This is a genomic window from Sphaerimonospora sp. CA-214678, from assembly GCF_050942215.1.
Taxonomy (GTDB): domain Bacteria; phylum Actinomycetota; class Actinomycetes; order Streptosporangiales; family Streptosporangiaceae; genus Sphaerimonospora.
Map to the genome: position 1 here is coordinate 3,037,614 of NZ_CP192056.1, position 24,468 is coordinate 3,062,081.

Annotated in this window: 26 protein-coding genes; 12 read left to right on the forward strand and 14 right to left on the reverse strand. The window is 69.0% G+C overall.

What is annotated here, in order from left to right; all coding sequences use genetic code 11:
* The first annotated feature begins 71 nt into the window (after window positions 1–71).
* From ACQP1K_RS13705 to ACQP1K_RS13720, 4 genes are all read left to right on the forward strand, one after another.
* Entirely contained in the window at window positions 72–689 is a 618-nt protein-coding gene (locus ACQP1K_RS13705) for a TetR/AcrR family transcriptional regulator (RefSeq protein WP_433501269.1), read from the forward strand.
* 191 nt (window positions 690–880) lie between these two features.
* Complete coding sequence (locus ACQP1K_RS13710; RefSeq protein WP_433501270.1) at window positions 881–2,842, forward strand: nitric-oxide reductase large subunit; 1,962 nt, start codon at window positions 881–883, stop codon at window positions 2,840–2,842.
* Between the two features lie 54 nt (window positions 2,843–2,896).
* On the forward strand, window positions 2,897–3,181 hold the full coding sequence (locus ACQP1K_RS13715) for a hypothetical protein (protein WP_433501271.1): 285 nt from the start codon (window positions 2,897–2,899) through the stop codon (window positions 3,179–3,181).
* A 7-nt stretch (window positions 3,182–3,188) separates the two neighbouring features.
* On the forward strand, window positions 3,189–3,770 hold the full coding sequence (locus tag ACQP1K_RS13720; RefSeq protein WP_433501272.1) for a hypothetical protein: 582 nt from the start codon (window positions 3,189–3,191) through the stop codon (window positions 3,768–3,770).
* Window positions 3,771–3,838: 68 nt separating this feature from the next.
* Here the strand turns inward: ACQP1K_RS13720 and ACQP1K_RS13725 are convergent, their stop codons facing one another.
* From ACQP1K_RS13725 to ACQP1K_RS13740, 4 genes are all read right to left on the reverse strand, one after another.
* Complete coding sequence (locus ACQP1K_RS13725) at window positions 3,839–4,660, reverse strand: ABC transporter permease (RefSeq protein WP_433501273.1); 822 nt, start codon at window positions 4,658–4,660, stop codon at window positions 3,839–3,841.
* A complete protein-coding gene (locus ACQP1K_RS13730; RefSeq protein WP_433501274.1) occupies window positions 4,660–5,430 on the reverse strand; it encodes an ABC transporter permease in 771 nt (256 codons plus the stop codon). The genes ACQP1K_RS13725 and ACQP1K_RS13730 overlap by 1 nt, the downstream gene beginning before the upstream one ends.
* Before the next feature lies 1 nt (window position 5,431).
* On the reverse strand, window positions 5,432–6,331 hold the full coding sequence (locus ACQP1K_RS13735) for an ABC transporter ATP-binding protein (protein WP_433501275.1): 900 nt from the start codon (window positions 6,329–6,331) through the stop codon (window positions 5,432–5,434).
* Window positions 6,332–6,501: 170 nt separating this feature from the next.
* Complete coding sequence (locus ACQP1K_RS13740; RefSeq protein ID WP_433501276.1) at window positions 6,502–7,185, reverse strand: ATP-binding protein; 684 nt, start codon at window positions 7,183–7,185, stop codon at window positions 6,502–6,504.
* Between the two features lie 599 nt (window positions 7,186–7,784).
* Here ACQP1K_RS13740 and ACQP1K_RS13745 point away from each other — a divergent pair.
* Window positions 7,785–8,219, forward strand: a complete 435-nt coding sequence (locus ACQP1K_RS13745; RefSeq protein ID WP_433501277.1) for a ribosomal protein L7/L12 — start codon at window positions 7,785–7,787, stop codon at window positions 8,217–8,219.
* A gap of 401 nt (window positions 8,220–8,620) precedes the next feature.
* Here ACQP1K_RS13745 and ACQP1K_RS13750 read toward each other — a convergent pair whose 3' ends face one another.
* From ACQP1K_RS13750 to ACQP1K_RS13765, 4 genes are all read right to left on the reverse strand, one after another.
* On the reverse strand, window positions 8,621–9,139 hold the full coding sequence (locus ACQP1K_RS13750) for a sugar nucleotide-binding protein (RefSeq protein ID WP_433501278.1): 519 nt from the start codon (window positions 9,137–9,139) through the stop codon (window positions 8,621–8,623).
* Between the two features lie 206 nt (window positions 9,140–9,345).
* Entirely contained in the window at window positions 9,346–10,272 is a 927-nt protein-coding gene (locus tag ACQP1K_RS13755; RefSeq protein ID WP_433501279.1) for a glycine-rich domain-containing protein, read from the reverse strand.
* 312 nt (window positions 10,273–10,584) lie between these two features.
* Window positions 10,585–11,454, reverse strand: a complete 870-nt coding sequence (locus ACQP1K_RS13760; RefSeq protein ID WP_433501280.1) for a class I SAM-dependent methyltransferase — start codon at window positions 11,452–11,454, stop codon at window positions 10,585–10,587.
* 130 nt (window positions 11,455–11,584) lie between these two features.
* Window positions 11,585–12,199 (reverse strand): helix-turn-helix domain-containing protein, encoded by a 615-nt coding sequence (locus ACQP1K_RS13765; protein ID WP_433501281.1) that lies wholly within the window; start codon window positions 12,197–12,199, stop codon window positions 11,585–11,587.
* An 87-nt stretch (window positions 12,200–12,286) separates the two neighbouring features.
* On the opposite strand from ACQP1K_RS13765, the gene ACQP1K_RS13770 reads away from it, so the two are divergent.
* The 4 genes from ACQP1K_RS13770 to ACQP1K_RS13785 all read left to right on the forward strand — a co-directional run bounded on the left by ACQP1K_RS13770 (window position 12,287) and on the right by ACQP1K_RS13785 (window position 15,718).
* Complete coding sequence (locus ACQP1K_RS13770; protein WP_433501282.1) at window positions 12,287–13,288, forward strand: NAD(P)/FAD-dependent oxidoreductase; 1,002 nt, start codon at window positions 12,287–12,289, stop codon at window positions 13,286–13,288.
* A 136-nt stretch (window positions 13,289–13,424) separates the two neighbouring features.
* The gene (locus tag ACQP1K_RS13775; RefSeq protein WP_433501283.1) at window positions 13,425–15,026 is read left to right on the forward strand and encodes a DHA2 family efflux MFS transporter permease subunit; all 1,602 of its coding nucleotides are present in this window, start codon (window positions 13,425–13,427) and stop codon (window positions 15,024–15,026) included.
* A gap of 227 nt (window positions 15,027–15,253) precedes the next feature.
* Complete coding sequence (locus ACQP1K_RS13780) at window positions 15,254–15,436, forward strand: hypothetical protein (protein ID WP_433501284.1); 183 nt, start codon at window positions 15,254–15,256, stop codon at window positions 15,434–15,436.
* Between the two features lie 9 nt (window positions 15,437–15,445).
* On the forward strand, window positions 15,446–15,718 hold the full coding sequence (locus ACQP1K_RS13785) for a hypothetical protein (RefSeq protein WP_433501285.1): 273 nt from the start codon (window positions 15,446–15,448) through the stop codon (window positions 15,716–15,718).
* On the opposite strand, the gene ACQP1K_RS13790 is transcribed toward ACQP1K_RS13785, so the two are convergent.
* Entirely contained in the window at window positions 15,673–16,863 is a 1,191-nt protein-coding gene (locus tag ACQP1K_RS13790; protein ID WP_433501286.1) for an FAD-dependent oxidoreductase, read from the reverse strand. The two genes, ACQP1K_RS13785 and ACQP1K_RS13790, sit on opposite strands and share 46 nt — an antisense overlap.
* A gap of 134 nt (window positions 16,864–16,997) precedes the next feature.
* Window positions 16,998–17,645 (reverse strand): PadR family transcriptional regulator, encoded by a 648-nt coding sequence (locus tag ACQP1K_RS13795; protein ID WP_433501287.1) that lies wholly within the window; start codon window positions 17,643–17,645, stop codon window positions 16,998–17,000.
* 322 nt (window positions 17,646–17,967) lie between these two features.
* Between ACQP1K_RS13795 and ACQP1K_RS13800 the strand changes: the two genes are divergently transcribed.
* Window positions 17,968–18,933 carry a tyrosine-type recombinase/integrase gene (locus tag ACQP1K_RS13800; protein WP_433501288.1) on the forward strand — a complete coding sequence of 322 codons (966 nt, stop codon included), beginning with the start codon at window positions 17,968–17,970 and terminating at the stop codon, window positions 18,931–18,933.
* A gap of 20 nt (window positions 18,934–18,953) precedes the next feature.
* On the opposite strand, the gene ACQP1K_RS13805 is transcribed toward ACQP1K_RS13800, so the two are convergent.
* Both ACQP1K_RS13805 and ACQP1K_RS13810 read right to left on the reverse strand, forming a co-directional pair.
* Window positions 18,954–19,382: an ArsI/CadI family heavy metal resistance metalloenzyme gene (locus tag ACQP1K_RS13805; RefSeq protein ID WP_433501289.1), complete on the reverse strand. Its 429-nt coding sequence runs from the start codon at window positions 19,380–19,382 to the stop codon at window positions 18,954–18,956.
* 301 nt (window positions 19,383–19,683) lie between these two features.
* Window positions 19,684–19,818 (reverse strand): hypothetical protein, encoded by a 135-nt coding sequence (locus tag ACQP1K_RS13810; protein WP_433501290.1) that lies wholly within the window; start codon window positions 19,816–19,818, stop codon window positions 19,684–19,686.
* A gap of 481 nt (window positions 19,819–20,299) precedes the next feature.
* Between ACQP1K_RS13810 and ACQP1K_RS13815 the strand changes: the two genes are divergently transcribed.
* Together ACQP1K_RS13815 and ACQP1K_RS13820 are read left to right on the forward strand one after the other, a co-directional pair.
* A complete protein-coding gene (locus tag ACQP1K_RS13815; protein WP_433501291.1) occupies window positions 20,300–20,893 on the forward strand; it encodes a TetR/AcrR family transcriptional regulator in 594 nt (197 codons plus the stop codon).
* A complete protein-coding gene (locus ACQP1K_RS13820; RefSeq protein ID WP_433501292.1) occupies window positions 20,890–21,792 on the forward strand; it encodes an alpha/beta fold hydrolase in 903 nt (300 codons plus the stop codon). Before ACQP1K_RS13815 ends, ACQP1K_RS13820 begins: the two co-directional genes overlap by 4 nt.
* A 166-nt stretch (window positions 21,793–21,958) precedes the next feature.
* On the opposite strand, the gene ACQP1K_RS13825 is transcribed toward ACQP1K_RS13820, so the two are convergent.
* Both ACQP1K_RS13825 and ACQP1K_RS13830 read right to left on the reverse strand, forming a co-directional pair.
* A complete protein-coding gene (locus tag ACQP1K_RS13825) occupies window positions 21,959–22,882 on the reverse strand; it encodes an LLM class flavin-dependent oxidoreductase (RefSeq protein WP_433501293.1) in 924 nt (307 codons plus the stop codon).
* Window positions 22,879–24,366 carry an FAD-binding oxidoreductase gene (locus ACQP1K_RS13830; protein WP_433501294.1) on the reverse strand — a complete coding sequence of 496 codons (1,488 nt, stop codon included), beginning with the start codon at window positions 24,364–24,366 and terminating at the stop codon, window positions 22,879–22,881. The genes ACQP1K_RS13825 and ACQP1K_RS13830 overlap by 4 nt, the downstream gene beginning before the upstream one ends.
* Window positions 24,367–24,468 lie beyond the last annotated feature (102 nt).

Sequence of the window (24,468 nt, forward strand, 5' to 3'; positions counted from 1 at the left end):
CTGAATCTCTATTCGGTGAAGTTACGTTCAGTATGATGAGGTGGCCATGACGAGGTCAAGGGAGTAATCCTGTGGGAGTACGCAAGACCAGGGCGGCCGAGACCGAGGCGGCGCTGAAAGAGGCCGCCCGGCGGCAGTTCGCGGAGCGCGGCTACCTGAACACAAAGATCACAGACATCACGGCCGCGGCGGGCCGTGCCACCGGATCCTTCTACGACCACTTCGCGAGCAAGGAGGAACTGCTTGCGGCCCTGCTCGCCGAGATGCACGAAAAGGCGCACGACCGGTTCGCCGGGAAGGACCACCCTCCGCATGACCTGACAGACGGGAACCAGCTCCGCGAGCACCTGGCGGTGGCCTGGCACCTGATGCGCGACAACCGGCCCGTCATGGTCGCGCTGTTCGAGTCCGCGATGGCCGCGGGGACCGGTGCGGGCGAGATCCGGCAGCGCCTGATCGAGGACACCCGAGTGCTCCGCGAGCATCTGGAGCACCTGCGGGGGAGGGGGCACTCACTTCCGGGCGACCCCGAACTGGTCGCGGCGGCGATGGGCGGGATGCTGTCGATGCTCGCCTACGCGCTGCTCGGCGACGACCCGCCCACCCACTCCGACGACGAGGTGATCGACACCCTCACCCGGCTCCTGCTGCATGGCCTCGCCGGTCCGGGCGGCTCCGATCCGGCATGACCGGAAGACGGCGCGGCCGAGCTCCCACGGCGACGCCGGCCCGTCATCGACCCGCCGCAGAACGCGGCCCACCCACCGCAGGCCAGAGCACAAGATGACCGATTTATGACTTAAATCCCCTTATTCTCATGAACCTCTCCGGTCAAGGCTGAGGTAAACCCCTCTCGCCACACCGGAACGAGGTGAGACGGATGACCGCGCCGCCGTCAGCGGACGCCGTACCCCACCGCCGGCTATTGATCAGCAAAGCCTGGGTACAGGTGGCCGTCCTCGTCGTCCTGTTCGGATTCCTCGTCCTGGGCGTCCTGGCCTACCTCGTCTACCGAGACGAACCCCCCGTCCCGCAGCAGGTCGTCGGCGACAGGGGACAGGTCCTGTTCACCGGCGACGACATCACCTCAGGCCAGCAGGTGTTCCTGCGCTCCGGCCTCATGCAGTACGGATCGATCTTCGGCCACGGCGCCTACCTCGGCCCCGACTTCACCGCCGACTACCTCCACCGCGCCGCGACCATCGCACGGCCGAACGAACCCGGCGGCGACACCGCCCTCATCGCCGACTTCCAGGCCAACCGCTACGACCCCGCCACCCGCACCCTCCGCTTCAGCGGCCCCCAGACCACCGCCTACCTCGCCAACGAACGGCACTACGCCGACTTCTTCGGCGACCCCACGACCGGCAAGGGCCTGCTGCCCAACGCCATCACCGACCCCGCCGAGATCCACCGGCTCACCTCCTACTTCGCCTGGTCGGCATGGGCGGCCGCCGCCCACAGACCCGGCGCCGACCACTCCTACACCAACTCCTGGCCGCCAGAACCCCTCGTCGGCAACAGACCCACCGCCGACAACATCGTCTGGAGCGTGCTGTCCCTCATCGCGCTGCTGGGCGGCATCGGCGCACTCTTCGGCGTCTACGGCCGCTACGGCGACCGGCTCGGCTGGCGCGGCCGCCAGGCCGACACCCTGTCGTTCCGCCAACCCGGCGAGGTCGCCCTCACCCCCGCCCAGCGCGTCACCGCCCCCTTCTTCTTCGTGGTCGCCGCACTGTTCGTGGCACAGTCACTCCTCGGCGGCGCATCCGAGCACTACCGCGCCGACCTCAGCGGCTTCTTCGGACTCGACCTGGCCCGGCTCCTGCCGTACAACCTCACCCGCACCTGGCACCTGCAGATGGCACTGTTCTGGGTCGCCGCCGCGTTCCTCGCCGCCGGCATCTTCCTGGCGCCCATCATCGCCAGAAGAGAACCACGCGGCCAGGACCGCCTGTCGATGATCCTGCTCGGCGCGCTGATCGTCGTAGTCGCCGGCAGCCTGGCGGGGGAGTTCTTCAGCATCCGCGGCATGGTGCCCGCCTCCGCCCGGTTCATCGGCGCCAACCAGTACGAATATCTCGACCTGGCCCGCCTGTGGCAGATCCTGCTGACCGCCGGCATGGGCCTGTGGGCCTTCATCCTCTGGCGCGGCCTGCGCGGACGCCTACGCGGCGAACACCGCGGCAACCTGCCCTGGATGTTCTTCTGGGCAGCCCTGGCCATCCCGGTCATCTACGCCATCGGCCTGCTCAGCCGCACCACCGACACCTTCACCACCGCCGACTTCTGGCGCTTCTGGGTCGTGCACCTGTGGGTGGAGGACTTCCTCGAACTGTTCACCACCGTGGTGGTCGCCTACATCTTCGTCCTGCTCGGCGTCATCCGCGAGAAGGTCGCCCTCATCGTCGTCTACTTCGACATCGTGCTGTACTCCGTCGGCGGCGTCATCGGCACCATGCACCACCTCTACTTCAGCGGCGCACCGGCCCAGCACATGGCCCTCGGCGCGTTCTTCTCCGCCGCCGAGGTCATCCCGCTCACCTTCCTCACCGTCGAGGCATGGGCCTTCCTGCAACTCGGCGCCCGCCAGGAAGCCGCCTCACCCACCCCGTTCCCGCACCGCTGGGCCGTGATGTTCCTCGTCGCCGTCGGCTTCTGGAACTTCCTCGGCGCCGGAGTGTTCGGCTTCCTCATCAACCTGCCGATCGTGTCCTACTACGAGATCGGCACCGGTCTCACCGCCAACCACGCCCACGGCTCCATGATGGGCGTGTACGGCATGCTCGCCATCGCGATGGCGCTGTTCTGCCTGCGCTACATGATCCCACCCCGCCTGTAGCCGGACCGCCTGGCCAAGATCTCCTTCTGGTCGCTGAACATCGGCCTGGCCTGGATGTGCTTCGCCACACTGCTGCCCGTCGGCATCCTCCAGCTCTACCACTCGGTCAGCACCGGCTACTGGCACGCACGCAGCCTGAAATACCTCACCAACCCCACCAACAGCCTGATCGAATGGCTACGCCTGCCCGGCGACGCCGTGTTCATCGTCGGCGGGACACTGCCGTTCCTCTACATCGCCTGGCTCGGCCTGCGCCACGCCGCCAAGGCCACACCCGCCACCCCCGGAGAGACGGAAGACCGCCTCTTCACCGACATCACCGGCCCGGCCGGCCGGTGACGCGACGATGACCGCGATCAACGCCGAGGTCCTGCTCGCCGGAGGCTACGCCGCCCTGCTCATCCTCATCGCCCGCGGCCTCGACCTGCTGGCCCGGCACACCCACGCCCAGGCCGAGCGGTTCCGCACCGGGGGATTCCGCTACGACCCCGACCACGACCACTGGACCTGCCCGGAAGACCAGCTACTACGGCCACACGGCTACGACCACCGGCGGCGGCTGATCCACTACCGCGCCCCCGCCGCCGCCTGCGCCGCCTGCCCGGCCAGAGCCCTGTGCACCGACTCCGCCGACGGCCGGGAGATCACCCGGCCGGTCGACCCCTGGCCGCACTCAGAGGCGGGACGCTTCCACCGCGGCATCGCCCTGACCCTCGTCGTGCTCGCCACCGTGATCGTGCTGGGCGAGCTGCTGCGCAACCACCACCTCGGCGAAATGGTCATGCTCGGCGCCCTGCTGACCGGATGCCTGACCACCGGGCGGCGGCTCACCGACCACCTGCGCGCCACCCCAGGCGGATTCCCCACCCCCACCCGATATCAGGGCCTGCCGCCCATCCCCGAGACCGATGACCGGCCACATGACTAGCCAGACCCCACCGGCCCCGCCCGCGGCCCGCAGGACTTCCTCGCCATCGGGCCGCACAGATGACCCGGCTAGACGCAGAGCAACCTGGTCAGGCGGCGAGAGGCGAACCACAACCCACCCGCGATCATCACGGCCAGGTAGGCCACATGCACCAGCGACCCCGGGCCGATCACGCCGAGACACAGGCCACGCACCAGCTCCACCGCGTGATACAGCGGAGTGACCTGGATCAGGATCTCCATGACGAGCGGGTAGTCCCGCACGGGGGAGAAGGTCCCCGAGAACAGGAACAGCGCGAACTGACCGACGCTCAACAGGTCGAAGTCCTGCCAGCCGCGCATCAACGTGCTGACCGCCATGCCGACCCCGCCGAACGCCAACCCCACCAGCACGGCCGCCGGGAACGCCGCCAGCGCTCCTGCGGGTGTGGTCAGCCCCATCGCCACCATCACCACCAGGAAGATCGCCGTGTAGACGGAGCCGCGCGCCACCGCCCACACCAGCTCGCCCATCGCGATCTCGATCGGCCGCACCGGTGTCGCCAGCACCGCCTCGAACGTCTTGGCGTACTTGAACTTGAAAAAAAAGTTGAACGTCGTCTCGGCCAGCACCCCCGTCATGGCCGACACCGCCAGCATCGCCGGGGCGACGAACGCCGCATACGACATGGTCCGCCCGTCGACCGTGAGGTTCCCGACCAGCGCGCCCACGCCGACACCGATCGACAGCAGGTACAGCACCGGCTCGAAGAAACCCGACAGCAGGATGATCCAGTACGACGGCCCGGACCGCAGCGCGCCGACATTGCGGTTGATCACCGCGCCGACCCGGCCGGGAGAGAGCCGGGCAGGGGAGACCCGTGCCCGGGACACCACGAACGTGGTCAGCATCAGTCCTCCAGCCTTCGCCGAAACGCGAGCACCGCCAAGGCCACCCCGCCGGCCGCCCACAGCAGCAGATAGCCCAGATGCACGGCGAGCGGCCAAGCGGTGGCCCGGCCTAGCGTCGCCGCGCGGCACATCTCCACCCCATGCCACAGCGGTGACGCGTACGCCAAGGGCCGTACCATGACGGGAAGCTGCTCCACCGGGAAGAACACCCCGGCGAACAGCGTCGACGGGATCATCACGAAGCGGAACAGCAGCGAGAAGTAGCTGTCATGGTCGATCCGCGCGGCGAACGCGGTCACCGGCGCCGCGGTCGCCACCGTGAGCAGGCCGCACACCAGCGGGGTGACCAGCGCCCATGGCGAGTGCAGCCCCCCGAAGAACACGACGACGATCAGGAAGGCCAGCACTGCCGCCTCACCCCGGATCACCAGGTAGAGCAGATGCCCGCAGACCATGTCCACCGGCCGCAGCGGCGTCGCACGCATGGCGTGATAGGCCCGATTCCACTTGAAATCGCCCAGCACGGAGTACGTGGACTCGCCAAGAGCGATCTGGAAGGCCGTCGAGGCGAGCACACCCGGCACGATCCACGCCAGGTAGTCGACCCCTTCGAGGGTGCCGACATAGCGGCCCACCCCGATGCCGATGCTGACCAGGAACAGCACCGGCAGCACGAAGGACGAGAAAACCGACGCCTGCCACAACCGCCGATACAGCGCCAGCTGCCGCCCGAGGACGGCGAGAGTCGGATGCAACGTTCCGGCCGTCATGTCAGTCCACCAACGTCCGGCCGGTCAGCTGGAGGAACACATCCTCCAGCGTGGAGCGCCGCACCAGCACACTGGACGGCGTCAACCCCCGCCGGTACACCTCGGCCAGCGCGGCGTCCCCGTCGCCGGCGTAGACCAGCACCCGGTCGGGCAGCGGGTCGATGCGTTCGCCGACGCCCTCCAGCTTGGCCGCGTAATCGCCGTTGAGGTCGAGCCCGTCGGGGAAGCGCAGTTCGAGCACCTCCGCCGTGGAGTAGGTCTCGATCAACGAACGCGGCGAACCCGAAGCGATGATCTTCCCGCCGTCCATCACCACCAGCCGGTCGCACAGCTGCTCGGCCTCGTCCATGTAATGCGTGGTCAGCACCAGCGTCGTGCCGCGCTGCTTCAGCCGGAACAGCCGCTCCCACAGAAGGTGGCGGGCCTGCGGGTCGAGCCCCGTCGTCGGCTCGTCGAGCAGCACCAGATCGGGCTCGTTGACCAGCGCGCGGGCGATCGTCAGACGCCGCTTCATACCGCCGGACAGTGGCTCCACCCTGCCCTTCGCCCGATCCGACAACCGCACGAACTCCAGCAGCTCATCGGCCCGTCTGCCGCTCTCCGCCCGCGACAGCCCGAAATACCGCGCGTACGTCGTCAGGTTCTCCCGCACGGTCAGATCGGGGTCGAGGTTGTCCAGTTGCGGGCAGACACCCAGCCGCGCCCGGATCGCGGTGCCCTCCCGCGCCGGGTCCATCCCCAAAATACGCAGTTGCCCGGACGTCGGCACCGACACGCACCCGATCATGCGCATCGTCGAGGACTTGCCGGCGCCGTTGGGACCCAGGAAGCCGAACGCCTCGCCCGGCGCCACCTCCAGGTCGATCCCGTCGACCGCGGTGAAATCGCCGAAACGTTTCACCAGGTCACGAGCGAAAATCAATGGTTGATCTGCCACGCTTGCCGACCCTAACCAACGCCACCGACAGTTCCGCAACAGGTTTTCCGTGCGGTCCCTTTCCCGCACGCCGTCACTCCGATGCTCCCCCCGCCGCGGCCTCCATCACCGGATCGGCCGTCGATCCGGCCGCGTCAGTCCAGATCGCGCAGACCCCGCAGGACCCGCAGCAGAGTGTCCCGATCGGGCCCCTCGGCCCGGTCCGCCCGGGGATGACGCCGCAGCCGCCGGGGCAGCGCGTGGGCGGGCAGGGCCGACGGGGCCGGGGGAGTGCCGACCGGGACGGCGACAGGGGGAGAGGTCACGGGAGCCGGAACGATATCGGGCGCGGCCACCGGGGAGATCGCCAGCTCACACCACACGATCTTGCCTCGGTCGGGAGCCGTCCGACACCCCCAGCGCATGGCCAGGCTCTCCACGAGCGTCAGCCCGCGGCCACCCTCCTCGAGCTCACCGTCGTCCGGCCCGGCACCGCTGCGGGGGACCGGCACACTCGCGCTCGCGTCCCACACCTCGATGAACAGGCTGCGCGAGGCGGACGGCAGGCGCAGCCGTACGGCGACGCTGCGCAGCGTCACCAGGAACATCGACGACACGATCATCAGCGGACTCGGCCCGGATCGCATCGCCCGGACCGCATTCGTCACCAGCTCCGACACCAACAGCTCCGCCGTATCGGCCAGATGCGGCAACCCCCACCGCCCGACCTGACCGTGGACGAACGCCCGGGCGCGGCCCGGCGCGGTCCACCCCGCACCGAGCACCTTGTGCGCGGCCCCGCCGCCGTCGTCCTCCACGGGGAAAGGAGATGTCAGCATGCCCGAGACGACATCCGGACGGCCCGGCCGCGTACGGCCCGAGTGGAAAGCGGCGGAAAGCGCATAGCTTCGATAATCCGCCATCGACCCGTCCGAGGTGACCCGGTTGACTGGATTGGACGATATTTTCTTCCCGGGCTGTTAACTGTATTTCTCCTCGGAATGGGTTTCTTCCGCCCGGCCTATCAATGCTCGTCGGGGTAGCCCCGTAAACCATCGAAAACGATGTCGAGAAGCCGCGTCGCGGAGCCGTCAGGCGTGCTGGAGTACACGTGGCGCGGCGACGTCCGCGCCGCAGCGGGGACGCCGGACCATCGCGGAAACGCGGATCGGCGGCCGACCGGACGGCATCGTCACGTCAACCCCTGACGCCACCTGCGACAGCCGTACGGCATGGTGCTGACAAGCGCGGGCGCACATCGACCGACCAGAAGAAAGGGGGAGGTCGTCCGCCACGCCAAGCCCACTACTTGACATAATGTGCATTATCGAGCATTGAGAGAACCTCGGGAGAGGGGTCCACACGGCCGCTCCGGCGTCTTATCCACAGACGGACGCACTCTCTCGCTACGGGATGCGAAGCACCGTACGATCCGTACGTGGCCGAAATTGTCTTCCTCTTATTCGGCGTCCTCGTGATCGGCGCGGCGATCTTTGTGATCTTCGCAGCCGTCCGCGCGGGGGCGAGACCCGGTGGTCAGCTCGCCTGGCGGACACCGGGCCTGCTGCCTCCCGTCCCGGCCCACGTGCAGCAAGAGGTCCGGGAACTCTGGGCGGCCGGCAAGAAGATGGCGGCGATCAAGCTCGTCCGGGAACGCACCGGACTCGGCCTCAAGGAGGCCAAGCTGCTCACCGAGACCCTGGGCGCCGGCCATGCCGTTCCCTCCGACCCCGCCGGGACCGCCGTGCCGGACCTCGCGACACGGGTACGCGACCTCAAGGCCGCCGGCCGTACGGAACAGGCCGTATTCCTGGTACGCGGTGAGACCGGAATGGGACAATCTGAGGCGGAGGCATTCATAAACGCACTATGAGTACGATACCGGACAGAAGGTGAATTCTGTCCGGTATAAGACCCCACCCCCGCTGCAACAGGAGAAGGCCGTGTCCTCTCTCAGGGAACTTGGCCCCTGTCTCACCAAGGTGGCCCCGTACGGGGTTTCGTCTCACTAAAGTGGCTCCGCTCCCGGATTTGTGCGGATCGGGTTCTTAGCAAAGTGGCCCCTCGTCGTCTGTCTCATTCAAATGGCCCCGGATCCCAGCCCTGTGTCGATGAGCGTGCAGGCCGCACCAGTAGACCCCTCGAGCGTCTTCAGCGTGGGCTTCGTGACGCAGGAAGGCGAGGAACGGTGGTTTCCGCTGGGTTTGGCCTGGTCTGCCGCATTCGAGGAGATGGCCCCGGTCCGGGGTTCTCCTTCCGCAAGGGGCAGCGTAACTACGCGGGCTGGTACTGGTTCGCCAGTACTGAGGACCACGTGGGGTTCGAGTCCTGGGTGGAGATGACCAGGGATGTCCGGGCTATCGCCGCCGTCGGCGCGATCGCGCTCACTGCTGTCTCGGCAGCGGCTTTGGCCGCCCCATACGGGGTGGTTGGGTCGGGGACGCATGTCTCGTCATAACGGATCGCGGCACCAGAGAAGACCGCGTCGCTAGACACTTGGACCAGGCGCCCTCCAACCGCAGAGGCGGCGAGGGCCACATTCGCGGCTCCAATCGCGGTGGTAGCCCAATCTGTCTGCTGGAACGCGGCGTTGATAATCACATCAGGCCGAAATGCGCTCATCAACGCGTCGACGTCTTCTCTCCGGCGCACATCGAGGGGCAACCAGTCAACGTCGGCGGTCTCTCCTGATCGGGTGAGGTAAGTCGCGGCCACCTCATGTCTGGTCGCCGAACACTGCCGAGTGAGTTCGCTGCCGAGCAGTCCACTGCCACCGACGATGAGGAATCTCATGGCCGGTCACCCTAGTTGATCGATCATCTGAAGCCCCGCCGGCGGGCGGCTGCCGTACAGCTCCCTCGATAAGGTGACACCGGATGCCTACGGGGTCTGACGGGTACGACCCCGCACACCAGGATGCCCCCGATCGCATCCTGCAGCGCATACAGCCGCATCAGGCCTCTCCCCTGGTTCCCGAGCTCCCGGCGAGCTCACATCGGTCAATGCTCAGGAAGCCCCACCAGGGGGTTGCACACGCCGTGACACCCCGCCCTTGTGGCCTCGAATCCGGGGCACGCGGTCCGAGGCCGCTCATCCAGACTGTCCGGGGGTCGCCGTAGTACTCGGGAAAGAATCCAGCGGATACGGCCCTGACCTGGGGTTTCGCTAGTCCGGACAGACCAGGTCGGCGGAGGACGACATGGGTGAGCCCCCGCCGTGACGGGGGCCGGCCCGGTTACGGTGTAGCGGTTGATTACTCCGCCGTTGCCGCCGTTGCCGGTGCCCGCGGAGCAGGCGCTGGGCACCCCGACCGCGGCCGCGCCTCCCATCCCTCCCCGGCTCGATCCGCTGGAGGCGCCGGCCTTGCCCATGGCCAGGGCACGGTTGGTACCGGCGCACCCGGAGGCTCCCCAACCGTCACCTCCCAGACCGCCGGCCCCGCTCCGGGTCTTGTGGGCTGTCTCACCGCCGTGGCCGCCTTCGGCGCTGCCTCCGTTGCCGAGGATGGTTGCTCTCGATCTTTCTCCCGCTGGGGCGCTTTCGGCGAAAATGGCGCCGCCAGCGCCGCCGGCGGCGACATTGATGAGCAGCGCATCGCCGGGACGAACGTTAAAGGTGCAGGACACTGTGGCGCCGCCGCCTCCTCCTCCGCCGCCCCATGCGGGTTGAGCGTCGTCGCCGGGGTGGGCGCCGCCGCCACCACCACCAGCCCCGGTCAGGGTCACTCTGATCTGGGACACGCCGCCGGGCACAACAAAGGTGTGCTCCCCCGGTGTCGTGTAGGCCTTTGTGGTCTCGGCGTGGGCGGGGGCGGCCATGGTCAGCAGCAGCCCTGCAGCCGCCGTGGCGGACGCGACGCCTCCTGCGGTTCGGGCTAGCAGACGGCCTGGCATGGTGTGGCCAGGCCCGGGGGTGGCGGTGTGCATGCGCTCTCCCGTGACAGTTACGGATCTTCCATGTGCACTCCAAGACTATGACTACGTATCGCATTCGAGTGGCCACTGTTCGGAGTTGGACGCGTAGGTGATGAAGACGTGGAGACAGCGGGCGGCCGTGCTTGGTCAACCAGCGTCGGGGCGCGTGAGCCTCGCCATGCCGGCGCTCCGCTCGGGTCGCTTCGATAATCCGAAAAGTAACTGACAGTTACGTTGCCGGAGCCCGCGCGCATCCGGTCAATCGTCGACGACCTGTTTCTCTCTCTCGTTCACCGTCACCACGCCGGGCTCACCGGCGCCTGATCACCTGCGGCGGGCGGCCCAGACGGTGCGCTCGGTGCGTACGGCGAGATCCTCGCGGCGTAGCAGGCTGTTCGGGCCGTTGGTGTCCAGGAGCTCGTCGAGTGCGGCGAGATCCTCGCGGCTCAGGGCGGGGGCGGCGACGCCGCGGATGCGCTGCAGACTGCCGTATGCGTAGCGGCGGATCGCTTCGTTGCGCGCACCTTCGATGTTGACGGTGATGGTGCGCTCGGCCTCGACGGTGAAACCGGCGGCGGTCAGCATCGGGCCCCAGTCGGCCCCGCGGTGCGGGACGTGCTCGGCGTGGAAGCTGTCGGTCGCGGCGTGGGCGCGCTCTTCGAGGCCGGGCCGGTTCTCGGGAGCGTCGGCGGGCAGGAAGCGGGGGAAGCCCGCGAGCTCGACGATGGCGAACAGGCCCCCGGGGGCGAGCAGTTCGCGCACGCTCGCCAGGGCGCGCTCGGGGTCGGCCATGTGGTGCATCGAGGCCGAGGCCCACGCCAGGTCCGGCCTGCCGAGGTTGGGCCAGTGGGCGCTGTCGAGATCGGCCTGCACGGTCCGTACGCGCCCCTCGGCACCGCGGGCGCATGCCTTCTCGCGCAGGAGCTTCAGGTGCCCGGCCGAGGCGTCGACGGCGGTCACGTGCGCGTCGGGGAAGCGTTCGAGGAGCGCGAAGGTGCCCGCACCGGTGCCGCAGCCCAGGTCCACGATCTGGCGCGGCTCACTTTTGAGCGGCAGCCAGGCGGTGATGGACGCTATGTGCTCGGCGAGCACCTCGGCATCCAGATCGAGGATCTCCGCCTGGGCGGCATCACCGTGCTCGGGGTGGTGGCCGCCGTCGCCATGGTGGGGGGTGTGCTGGTGCGCTGGGGTCATGGCCACACCGTAACCTCGCCATGCTCCTGCAGCACGACTGCTTGCGTAATGGGCAAGAAGGTTGCGCGGTCCGCTGCCCGGCACGCAACGTCACCCACGATGACAGGGCCTCCGAGGCGGCCGTGGTCCGCTATTCGCCGGGACCCCGGACGCCTCCGCAGTCGGCTGCGGAGCCGTCGGCGCCGGCGTCTTTCTGGTGGCCGCGGCGGGCGTCGCGGTCGAAGATGCCCATGATCTCGCACGGTCCGCCTTCGGCCCCGATGGCGTGCGGCATCATGGTGGGGAATTCGGCGGCCTGGTTGGTCTCGATGCGAAAGCGCCGGTGACCGAGCAGGAGGACGGCGGTGCCGGACAGCACGACGAGCCATTCGCGGCCGGGGTGGGCGCGCATGCGGGCGGGATTGTCGGGCGGCGGGTCGGTCAGCCGCTGACGCATCACGCTCATGCCGGGGTAGCCCTTTATGGGCCAGCGCATCAGGCCGTGGGCGCCGTCGATCATCGGGCTGATGACGACGTCGTCGGCGGCGTTCTCCACGAGCTGGTCCAGCGTGGTGTCCAGTGCGCGGGCGAGAGTGACCAGCTGATCCAGGGCGAGGCGGCGCTGACCGTTCTCGATCCGGCTCAGCGAGGATTGACTGAGGTGGGCCCGGGCGGCCAGTTCCTCCAGTGACCAGCCCTGGGCGACGCGCAGAGCGCGGATCCGTTTGCGCACGAGGCTGTCCAGCTGCCCATCTTCTTGCGTCATAGGCAACATTGTATGCCCTTGATGCAAAGCTGGCTAACGTCGCATGCAGATGGTCCGGCACGGGCCCGTACGACGAAAGGGCGCGACATGTCTGCGCAGACTTCCCGCTACGACAGCGACGCACTGCCCACCGAGACCGTGGATGCCGTAGTGATTGGCGGCGGTGCCGCGGGGCTCAACGGCGCGCTGATGCTGGCCCGCTCCCGCCGCTCGGTTGTGGTGATCGACAGCGGCACCCCACGCAACGCCCCCGCCGCCGCCATGCACGGCTTCATCGTCCTGGATGGCACACCGCCGCCCGAGATCCTCAAGCGCGGACGCCAGCAGGTACGCGAGTACGGCGGCCGGATCGTGTACGGGGAGGTCGCCTCCACCGAGCCCGCTGAACCGGTCGAGGGTGATCTGCGGTTCACCGTCACCCTGGCCGACAGCCGCACGCTGACGGCGCGCCGCATCCTGGTGGCCACCGGCCTGCGCGACGTACTGCCCGATGTGCCCGGTCTGGCCGAGCACTGGGGCCACAGCGTGGTGCACTGCCCCTACTGCCACGGCTGGGAGGTCCGCGATGAGCCCACCGGCATCCTCGCCACCGGCCCCGCCTCCGTCCACCACGCCTGGCTGTTCCGTCAACTGACGGATGACCTCATGTACTTCACCCGCGGCACCGAGTTGGACGCGGACACCCGCGCCCGCTTCGCCGCCCGAACCATCCGCATCATCGAGACCGACGTCAAGGAAGTCGTCGACGACAGCGGCACCCTCGCAGGCGTCCGCCTGACCGACGGCACCGTCGTGGAGCGGCGGGTTCTGGCTGTGGCCACGCAGATGCAGGCCCGCACCGAAGGCCTGGAGGGTCTTAAGCTGCCGATGGAGGACCTGCCCGACAACATAGGCCGCCGCTTCGTCTCCTCCACGGCCGGCGCCACCGGGATCCCGGGCGTGTGGGTGGCCGGCAACGCCACCGATCTCACCGCCCAGGTCGGTGCCTCCGCCGCAGCCGGCGCCCTGGCCGGCGCCCACATCAACGCCCTGCTGGCCACTGCGGACACCGACGCCGCGCTCGCCATCGCGCAGAAGACCACGGACTGACACGTAAGCACCCACTGCTGAAGCACCGCGCGACCGCCATGCAGCGGTTCGCGCGGCGAGCAGGTCCCCATCTCACCAACCTGGCGACCGGATCTGTCCCGGCGCCGAGTCGGCACGCCCTTTTCGGAAGGAAACCATGAGTATCCATCAGCCTCCCCAGGCAGTAGACGCCGGGGAATTGCCGGACGCGCGTCGGCTGCGCGCGATCCTGATCAGCGTCTCGCTCGCGCTGATGGCTGTCATCGCGTCGGTGTCCGGCCTGAATGTCGCCCAGACCCACATGGCCGTCGAGTGGGGCGCCTCGCAGACCACCGTGCTGTGGATCATCAACAGCTACACCCTTGCCCTGGCCGCGCTGCTGCTGCCGCTCGGCGCGATCGGTGACCGGCTGGGCCGCAAGCCCATGCTGATCGCTGGGCTGGTCATCTTCGGGGTCGCAAGTGTTGTCGCGGGGCTCGCCCCGTCGGCCGGGGTGATGATCGGCGCCCGTGTGGCGGCCGGTGTCAGCGCCGCGATGATCATGCCGATCACGCTGGCCGTCATCACCTCCACGTTCCCCGAGGAGGAACGGGGCAAGGCCATTGGAGTGTGGACCGGTGTCGCCGGAGGCGGCGGCATCCTGGGCATGTTCCTCTCCGCCCTGCTGGTCGACGTCGCCGACTGGCGCTGGCTGTTCGTCCTGCCCGTGGTCCTGGTCGTCATCGCGCTGGCGATGACGTTGAAATCGGTGCCCAACTCCCGCGAACGCTCCGCCCATTCCTTCGACACCATCGGCGCGCTGGTCTCCGCCATCGCCGTGACCGGTCTCATCTTCGTCCTGCAGGAGGGCCCCGAGCGCGGCTGGACCGCCCCCATCCCCCTGATCAGCCTGGCCGTCGGTGTCATCGCCGCCGTCGCCTTCGTGGCCTGGGAGCTGCACCGCCGCGACGCCTCGCTGCTCGACGTGCGCCTCTTCCGTGAGCGCGGCCTGGCCGGCGGCTCCATCACCCTGCTCGTCGTCTTCGGCGTGCAAGCCGGTATCGCCGTCGTCCTCTTCCCGTTCTTCCAGGCTGTCCTTGGCTGGTCCGGGCTGCTGTCCACCGTGGCGATGATGCCGATGGCCGTCATGATGATGATGGCCTCGGGCCTGGCCCCGAAGATGGCTGCCAAGATCGGCGCCCGCTCCACCATGGCCGCCGGTGTCGCCCTGGCCGCTCTTGGCCTGGCCCTGATGGCCCTGTTCGTATCGGTCGACGGCGGCTACCTGTCCATCCTGGTCGGTATGCTCGCCATGGGCATCGGCATGGGCCTGTCGATGACACCCTCCACCGAGGCCATCACCAGCTGCCTGCCCCGCGCCAAGCAGGGTGTTGCCTCCGCGCTCAACGATGTCACCCGCGAGTTCGGCACGGCCCTGGGCGTCGCGCTGCTCGGCGCGTTGCTGGCCAACGGCTACCGCGGTGCCATCGACGACAGGCTCGACGGCATCCCCACCGAGGCGGCGGACACCGCACGCGAAGGCATCGCCACCGCCATCGAGGTGGCACCCAGGACCGGCGGCCACGCGCAGGACCTGATCCACGCCGCGCAGCAGTCCTTCGTCGACGGCTGGCAGCAGGCCATATGGATCGGTGCCGCCGTGATGGGTGTCCTGCTCGTCTACGTCGCCCTGCGCGGCCCGAAGAATACCACCCCCGTCGAAGCCGACGAGGAGGCGGCCCCGGAGGCCGGGGCTGTGGAGAGCATCGCCGCCCGCTGACCTCACAGGAACGCCGTGCGGGCGGAGCACGACGCCGCCCGCACGGCGTCAAGGGCGTGCTCATGCACCGGTGGGCCGAACGCGACGGCACCTACGCCGGTACGCCTCGGCCAGCGACACACTTAACGAACGGCCACGGTGCCCCTCCTCGTCCTCGCCCCGCTCACCCCGGCCTGCCGCGCACGGCGCCGGGGACCAGCACGCACAGCTCGTAGGGGATGCGGCAGGTGGGGCTACTGCTGGCCGGGCAGGACTTCGCGGGCGAGCTCGGCGAGGGCGGCGCGGTCTTCGGCCAGCGCTTGGCGGCCGGTGTCGGTGGCCCGGTAGACCCGGCGCACTCGTCCAGCGACGGTGCCTACCCGGGAAGCGGAGACGACGTCGTCGTCCACCGGAAGCGCACCAAGCGCTGAAACCCGGCGGTGGAGATCAACGTCGTCGACCCGGTCCGCCGCAAGGGGTACCGCTTCCGCGGCCTCGGCGAGGTCCACACCGAGGGAGAGCTGAGGGAGAGCCGTACGAGCGGATCGTGGAGCGCTTCCGGGGCACCGGCGGGGCACCCGCCCGGACCGGGTGAGGTCCGGGCGGGTGCTGGTCCGGTCCTGGAGACGAGCCAGCTGATCTCGCCCGCCTATGAGGACCCGCGAGCTCACACGACCAGCAGGGGGTCGCGGGTCGCCGGCGCGTCCCATTGAATGCGGTACCTCTGCTCAGGGCCCATGGTCCTTTCCGGGTTCATGACCGTCTTCGCCATCAGCGGCATCAGGATCGGCATCAGGGTCTGAGCGACGGGGCCCGGGGTCTTGCTGTGGTTGATCTTGGAAGCGCGCGCCGCGACCTTCTCCACCCTGGCCCGGCGGAGTCGCTCGTACGTCGCGAACGCCTGCGGCACGTCCTCGATGTCCCGCAGGCAGCGGGCCAACTGGATGGCGCTCTCGATGGAGAGCGACGCGCCCTGTCCCGAGCTGTTGGACGGCGCGTGCGCGGCGTCGCCGACCAGCACCATCCGATCCCCGTACCAGCGCGGGACGCTCGGCATGATGTAGAGCGCGCCCATCACCTGCAGCGACGCCGGCGGCGTGCGCCGGATCAGGTCGGCGCCGGGTACGTCGTCGCCGTAGGCGTCGCCCAGCTTGCGCATCCACTCCTCGGTCGAGATCTCGCGGGCCTGGAGAAGGGTCAGTGGCCGGTGGTAGGGCAGGTTGGCTCCCCAGGCGGTGCCGCCGCCGGGCGACTGCCAGTAGAGGTAGTAGGCGCGCCTGCCGTAGGAGAAGACCATCGTCTGCGGGTCTTCCGGCACGGTGTGATGCGACAGCCCTTCCAGGCCGAGCATGCCGGTCCATTCCGGGCCGGGCGCGTTCGGGTCGATCAGCCGGCGAACGGTGGAATGGATGCCGTCGGCGCCGACGAGGACGTCGAACTCCGCCCGGCTTCCGTCGTCGAAGACCGCGGCGGTGTGCTCGACGCCGACAAGACGCTTGCCGTACTCGATCGTGATGCCCTGCCGTACGGCCTCGTCGTGGAGCGTGCGGTAGAGGTCGGTGCGGCGCACCACGAACAGGGGGCCGACATCGGACAGCGCGGGCAGTCGCATGCGCTTGCGGCTCGCGACCGTCATCACCATCCGCGAACTGGGCTGCGCGACCGACTTCACCGCGTCGGCCGTACCGATGATCTCCAGTGCGGCCATGCCGTTGGGCGCGAGGGCGAGGGTGCCGCCGATGCCGTCGGCGGGTGTCGGGTACGCCTCGTAGACGGTGGCGTCGATGCCCGCCTTGCGTAACGCCAGCGCGGTGGCCGGGCCGGCGATGCCGGCTCCGATGATCGCGACGTGTCTCATGTCTCCTCCTGATCGGTCGATGGGTGTGAACCGGAACGGCAGGAGAGCGTTATCCTCGTGTTCGTCATCTTCGGGCCAGCCGTAGTTCCGGTTCGAAGGTCCCTGGTGGCGGTGCTGCAACACCGTCACCAGGGCTAAAGGTCTGTGATGTCCTTCTCGGCGAGTTCTCGCAGGTCGTCGGCGATCTCTCCCGTCTCGTGGAAGGCCCGCCATTCACTCAGGCCGGGGAAGGTCCCCTCGGTGAGCTCTCCGAGCAGGGCGCGGACCCATGCGGCCTCCGCCCGCAGGATGGCCAGGTCATATTCCGTCTCGATGAGGAACAGGCGGGGGATCTCGGCGACGTCCCTCGTGTGCTGCTCCCCCAGCGTCCCGATCTCTCCGTCGAGGACAGCGAGCCGGTTCTCGAGGAGCCCGATCACCTCGTCCGGGTCGAGCACCGCCATCACCGAAAGTCCGGCCCGGAACCGTGGAAACTCGGTGTAGGGGACGCCGAGCAGTTCCCGCGTCCAGTCGACCAACTCCTGCCGGCCCGCCTCGGTGATCTGATAGACGGTCCGTTCCGGACGGCGCCCCTGGCGCGTGCTTCCGGTCTCCTCGATCAGCTCGTGCTTGGCGAGGTTTCTCACGACGGTGTAGAGCGATCCCCACTTGATCTCCATGTCCCGCTCTTTGTTCCAGCCGCGCAGGGTGGCGGCCATCTCGTAGGGATGCATGGGACGGGTCGCGACCGCGGACAGGACCGCCAGTGCCAACAGGTTCGCGACCTTGCGGCGCTTCGCCATCCCGACCACCTCGCTCACGTATACTTGTACACGAATATACGTGAGCGAGTCCTGTCCCGCAACAGGATCGGGGTCCTGCTGCGGGCCTCGAGCCCCGGCCTCTCCCCCGCGAATGCCGCCGACGACATGCCCGGCGGGTGCCGCGCCGATCCCGGTACGGCACTCGGCACTCGGCACTCGTCGCTTCGTCGGGAAAACGATCCGCTCGCTCCGATTCTCGCAAGCGGCTTTCGATCCTGGTGGCGGGTTCTTTGGGTTTTGGGTGTTCTGCTCTCTTATCCCAGTGCCTTTACATTGTAGATTTAGATTATGATCGGCCGGTGTGAACGCGCCTGCCACTCCGCCTGCCGTACCTGAGCGCAAGCCCCCCGCGCAGGCGGCACGAGACCCCTATCACGTGTACCTCGACGGCCTGCCCAGCCCCGAGTCCCGGCGCACGATGCGAGGCTGTCTCGATCGCATCGCCCGCCTCATCACCGGCGACCCGCAGGCCACCGGAGCCGGCCAGCCCTGGGAACTGCTGCGGTACGAGCACACGGTCAAGCTGCGCGCGCTGATGCGTGAGCAAGGGTGGTCGCCGGCACATGTGAACAAGCACCTGGTGGCCCTGCGCCGAGTGCTCAAGGAGGCGTGGCGGCTCGGGCTGATGAGCGGTGAGGACTTCCAGCGGGCGGCCGACCTGCCGGCCTACACGCACACCAGGGTGCCGGCCGGGCGGCATGTCCAGGCCGAGATCCTCACCGCGGCGCTCGCCGGATGCGACGAGGACCCCTCCCCCGCCGGAAGACGGGACGGGGCCATGCTCGCGGCCCTGTACTCGACCGGCTGCCGGCGGGCGGAGATCGCCGGCCTCACGCTGGCGGATCTCGACCTCGACGCGAGATCCCTGCGCGTTCGCGGCAAGGGCGACAAGGAGCGTCTGGTCTACCTCACGGGCGAGGCGGTCGAACGGCTCGAGCTGTGGCTGGAGGTGCGCGGCCGGGTGACAGGCCCGCTGTTCTGCCCGATCAACAAGGCGGGACGGCTGCGGTACGCCCACATGACCGGGCAGGCGGTCGCCGACATCGTCTCCCGCCGCCTGTCCTCAGCCGGTGCGTCGAAGCGGACGCCACATGACTTCCGCCGCACGTTCATCGGCGAGCTTCTCGACGCCGGGGTCGATCTCGCCACCGCCCAGGCCCTGGTCGGCCATGCCTCCCCCGCCACCACAGCCCGCTACGACCGCCGCCCGGAGCGCCGCCGCCGCGAGGCCGTCGACCGGTTGAACATTCCCCCGGCGGCGCGCTGACCCGGCCCCCGAGGTGGTGGTCATACCGGGCCACAGGCGCAGGCCGCGGACGATTCCGATGCAGCGGACTTGTCGAGGGTGTCGGCGTCGGCCTTCACCACATAGACCTCCCACGGCTCGCGGCCGGGCCCCTGAACCCAGACCTTGTCCTGCAGGGCGTAACAGCAGGAGGTGTCGTTCTCCTCGAAGGTCGCCAGGCCTGCCTCCTTCAAGCGTCCGGTCGCGGCCGTGACCTCGCCGGTGCTGCCGACCTCCACTCCGAGGTGGTCCAGGCGGGTGTCCTGGCCGGGCTCGCCTTCGAGGAGCACGAGCTTCAGCGGAGGCTCCGTGACGGCGAAGTTCGCGTAGCCGGGGCGACGCTTGGCCGGCTCCACGCCGAAGAGCTTGGAATAGAACGCGATCGAGCCTTCCAGATCGGAGACGCGCAGGGCGAGCTGGACACGGGACATGGTGATCCTCCTCCGGTACGGACAGGCGGCGACGGTCACCACCTCGCACACCTGATTAGATGAACATCTAATCAGCACATTGCAAGCATGAACCCGGATTCGATAGACGTCAAGTTAGAAACTCCTCGAATCAGCGCTTCCGTCCGCGGACACTTCCATACGGCGGCCCTGCCGTAAGGCTGAGGGTGACGGCCATGTCCCTCCCGTCCCCGCGCGGAAACACGAGTGGGAGCGCGATCCGGCCGGACCCGCGCAGGTCGGACTTCATCCGTACGGTGCGCGGTTCGAACGGCCTGCCCTCCTACGCGGCGTCCCTGGGCATGTAGCCGAAGCATGGCTCGGCGGCCTCGTCGAACCGTTCCCCGGCGTAGATGTTCACCTGAGGGATGATGATCGGCTGAGTGGCGTCGGACAGACGTACGTCGATGAACTCCAAGGCGCCGTCCGCGCCCGGGCCGGTCCTCGGCGCAGAAGGCTGCCAGCGTGCGCAGAGCGGCAAGGTCCTCGGCGGCGAGCGGGACCTCGGAGCCGGCCAGTGAGAGGTAGAGCTCTCGCGCCTCGCGCAGCAGTCCCGTCCAGAAGTCCAGGGTGTCCGGGACATTCCTTGGAAAGTCGATGAAGTAGGCGTTGCGTTCGACGTGGTCGCCGACCAGGCGGCGGACCGCGGCCAAGACGCGCACACCTGCGCGGATCGCCACCTGAAAAAGGTGGGTTCCGCCGGGACGGAGTCGCACGGGTCGGAGGTGATGAGCTGATCACTCCGGGCTGAACCGGCGCGTAGCCGAACGACATCCAAGTCGCTGTGACCCCGGGAAGCCCTCTGTCGCGTCTGCTGCTCTGTCTTGCCGTCCTAAAATCTCAAGGCATAACCTAGGGATATTAGGCCAAGTCTAATCACTCTAGAAAAAGGGGGGCGTGTGGTAAGGGCCGGGTTGACAGCGGACCGGGTGACGCTCGTGGGCGCCGAGTTGGCGGATGAGGTCGGGCTCGACCACGTGACCATGTCGGCGGTGGCACGGCGGCTCGGGGTGAGGGACGCGAGCCTGTATGCGCACGTGCGCGGCCTGGAGGATCTGCGCGGGCGGATCGCGCTGCTGGCGGCGGACGAAAAGACCATTCGCATCGCTGAGGCCACCGCCGGGCGGGCCGGGAAGGACGCGCTGACGGCGTTCGCGAACGCCTGGCGGGCGTACGCCCGCACCCACCCCGGGCGGTACACCGCGACACAGATCCCGACGCAGATCGATCCCGCGCTCGCGGCCCGTGCGCCCGGGCCGCGACGTGCGGTCGAGCTGACCTACAGCATGCTGCGCGCCTACGCGCTGGACGAGCCCGACCTGACCGACGCGGTCCGGCTGGTACGCAGCACGCTCCACGGCTTCGTCAGCATCGAGGCCGCCGGGGGGTTCGCGCACGCGCGCCCGGCCGAGGACTCCTGGACCCGCTGCCTCGATGCCCTGCACGCGCTCCTGGAGCGCTGGCCCGCATCCCCTATAGGAGACCCGTCATGACCGGACCGACCATCGGACGCCTGCGCGTGGACGGCGCCGCCCTGCACTACGAGGTACGCGGAAGCGGCCCGCTCCTGCTGCTGATCCCCGGCGGCGCGGGCGACGCCGCCTCCTACGACGGCATCGCCGACGATCTGGCCACCGACTACACGGTCGCCTCCTACGACCCACGCGGCATGTCCCGCAGCCCGCTGGACGACCCGCAGGCCACTCAGCAGGTCGAGCAGCATGCCGGCGACGCATTCCGGCTGCTGGAGCTGCTGTCTCCGGATGCGCCCGCCCGCGTGGCCGGCTGCAGCTCAGGTGCGATCGTCACGCTACACCTGCTCGCCACCCATCCCGAGCGGATCGTACGCGCGGTGGCGCACGAGCCGCCGGTGGTGGAGGTGCTGCCGGACGTCACCGAGCATCGCGCACTGCTCGCCCGCGTCCAGGGCACCTTCCGCCGGGACGGGCTGATGCCCGCGGTGGCCGAGTTCGCCGCGGGCCTCCGACGGCCGGGCGCGGAAGAGCCCATCGCCGCCGAGGCGGCCATCGAACTGCCGCCACAGGCGGCGGGACGAGCCGAGCGGACGATGGCGAACATGCCCTACTTCCTCGGGCGTATCGTGCCGAGCTTCATGGCCTACGCCCCGGACGTGGATCGCCTGGCGGCCCTGTCGGACCGGCTCGTGCTCGCGGGCGGAGTGGACTCGCGCGGTGAACTGCCCTACCGTCCCGCCGCCTTCCTGGCCGAGCGGTCCGGCACAGAGCTCGTCCACTTCCCCGGCGGGCACACGGGTTTCAGCACGCACCCCGCCGAGTTCGCCGAGTCGCTCCGCAAGGTGCTGAGCGCCTGGAAAACCGGGGGAACGGCTGCGGATCTCACCGGCACACCGGACCTGCTCCCCTTCGGCTAAGCCACCTCCGACCCGGCCGCACGCCTTCACCTCTCCCGGCTCCGGTAGGTGGCACGCAGAATGATCAGCTTCTCCCTGGCCACTTCATCCAAGGCCCGGCGCAGATCCTGATCCTCTTCCCAGGTGGGTCGCGCACGCGCTGGTCCTCAGCGACTCCGCGTGCGGCTCACGACGGCCGCCCCGCACGGGCCGCGGCCACGGCCTGCCGCACCGCCGGAGCCACCTCGGCGGCGTAGGTCCGGGTCGTCGTGGCGTCGTCGGAGGCCAGGATGAATCCACTGGTGCCGTACGTGAGAGCGACCGCGGTGAGCTCCTCGACCCACTGCTTCGGCGGGCCTTGGAGGAAGCCCGCGCCCCGGGCCGTGAACCGCCCACCGATGTTGAGGAACCGGCGTACGTCGCTCGGCTTGCGGCCCGCGCTCACGGCGGCCTCGTCGATGAGCCGGTTCCCTGTGGTGAGGTCGGCCAGGCCGTTGCCGAGGTACTGGATCGACGGGAGCCAGCCGTCGGCGGCGCGGCCGACCATCCGCAGGATGCGGGGCTTGTAGGCGCCGACCCAGATGCCGACGGCGTGGGCCGGCGCCGGTCCGCGCTTGGCACCCTCCACCTGGTAGAAATCTCCCTTGATCGACAGGCGGCTGCGGTCGCCGGCGTCCCAGATGCCGCGGATGATCGCAATGGCCTCCTCCAGCGCGTCGATGGACTCCCCGGGGGTGCGCCGGGGACCGCCCATGCTGACGATGGGGTCCCAGAAGCCGCCGGCGCCGATGCCCAGTTCGGCGCGGCCGCCGCTGAGCAGGTCGAGGCTGGCGATGGAGCGTGCGAGCACGGCCGGTGGGCGTAGCGGGAGGTTGGTCACATTGGCCGACAGCCGGATGCGTTCGGTGCGGGCGGCGGTGTACGCCAGCAAGGTGGAGGTGTCGTGGAAGGTCGGCAGGTAGGGATGGTCCTGGAAGGTGACCAGGTCCAGGCCGGCGCGGTCGGCGACGACGGCCTGCTCGACGGCGTGGTGCACGGGCTGGTTGGTCGGGCTCACGAAGGTGCCGAAGAGCAGGTCGTGGCCGTAGTCGGTGGTCGTGCCGGTGCTCATGAGACGCTCCTGGAGGTGGACGGGGTGATGTTGAAGTTGTCCTGGAACAGATTGTGCGGATCCACCTGAGCCTTGAGCCGGCGCAGCCGACGCAGCGTGGCGGGCGGGAACGCGTCGGTGATCCGCTCCGGGCTGCGGTCGGACTCGAAGCTCAGGTAGAGGCCGTCGGACTGTCGGCGTACGGGCTCGAACCAACGGTCCAGTCGCTGCGCGTTGACGCCCATCGCCGTCAGCGAGAAGTTGGCGTCGCGATGTGCGTAAGCGGTGGCATCGGCGGCTACGTCCGAGACCGCGCCGCCGACGGTGCGGATCTGGTACCAGTAAGCGGCGCCACTGTTGATCAGGTCGGCGGACGCGGCGGCGAAGGCGGGTGTGATCTTGTGGACGAGGGCCGACCTCGAGACCGGTTCCCCGCGACCGTTGTGCGGTGACTCGGGGAACATGTTCATCACTGCCGCATACGGCGCGATCACCACCTGCTGCTGCACCAGCGGCGCGATCTCGGCGAACGGCTGCAGTTGGTCGATGATGACGTCGGGGTCGGCGGAGCCGACCATCGCCATCATGTGCGCGACACCGTTACCGAGGATCAAGAATGGGGTGGTCTCGCGCGGAGCGGCCATGGCGACGCGGCCGAATGCTTCGAGGTAGGCCGCCGGGTCGGAGACCTGGAACGACAGTTGCGCCCAGCCCACCTCGTCGACCTCGTCGACGACGAACTCGAAAGCGACCGCGATGCCCAGGTTCGCACCGGCGCCCCGCACCCCCCAGAACAGCTCGGAGTTCTCAGTCTCACTGGCCCGTACGACGGCTCCGTCGGCGAGCACCATCTCGACGGCGCGCAGGTGGTCGATGGTCAGCCCGTGTTCACGGTTGAGGAAGCCGATGCCGCCGGCGGTCGCGAGCCCGCCGACGCCCACCCCGCCGTAGTCGCCCGAGCTCAACGCCCATCCGTAGGGCTGCAACGCCGTGGCGACATCGCGCCACCGGGCGCCCGGCCCGATGCGAACCAGTCGCGCCGACTCGTCGAGGACCGTTATCTCGTCGAGGCGGCCGACGTCGATGACCAGACCACCGTCATTGGTCGAGCGGCCGCTGATCCCGTGACCGCCGCTGCGGACCCCGAGTGGGACATGCCGGTGCCGACGGGCGAAGGCCAGTGCGCTGACCACCTCCGGCACACTGCCCGGGCGCAACACCAGACCCGGGTCGCCGCCGCGCAGGTACGTCGAGCGAACCTTGGCGAACCCGACATCACCAGGTTCGACGACTGTCCCGGCCAGGTCCTCGGGAACCTCGTCGTAGGCGATGCCGGCGCGGCGACGCGCGCGGACCTCGGCGCTGCGCAGCGGACGCGAAGACGGCGTCCCCGGCCGCCCGGCCTCGTCAGCCGGCGCGACCTCCTCGAAAAGCTCGGGGGTACGCCGGGCGGCGGTGGTGTCGCTCACCGGCAGGTCGGTGAAGGCGGACCGACCGATTTCCATAGTGCTCACTTCTTTCCCTGGTGCTCACTTCTCATCGTTGGCGGTTGGGCCGGCGCCGACAGCCTCGTCGACCCAGAACCGGCGGGTACTCGTACGGCATCA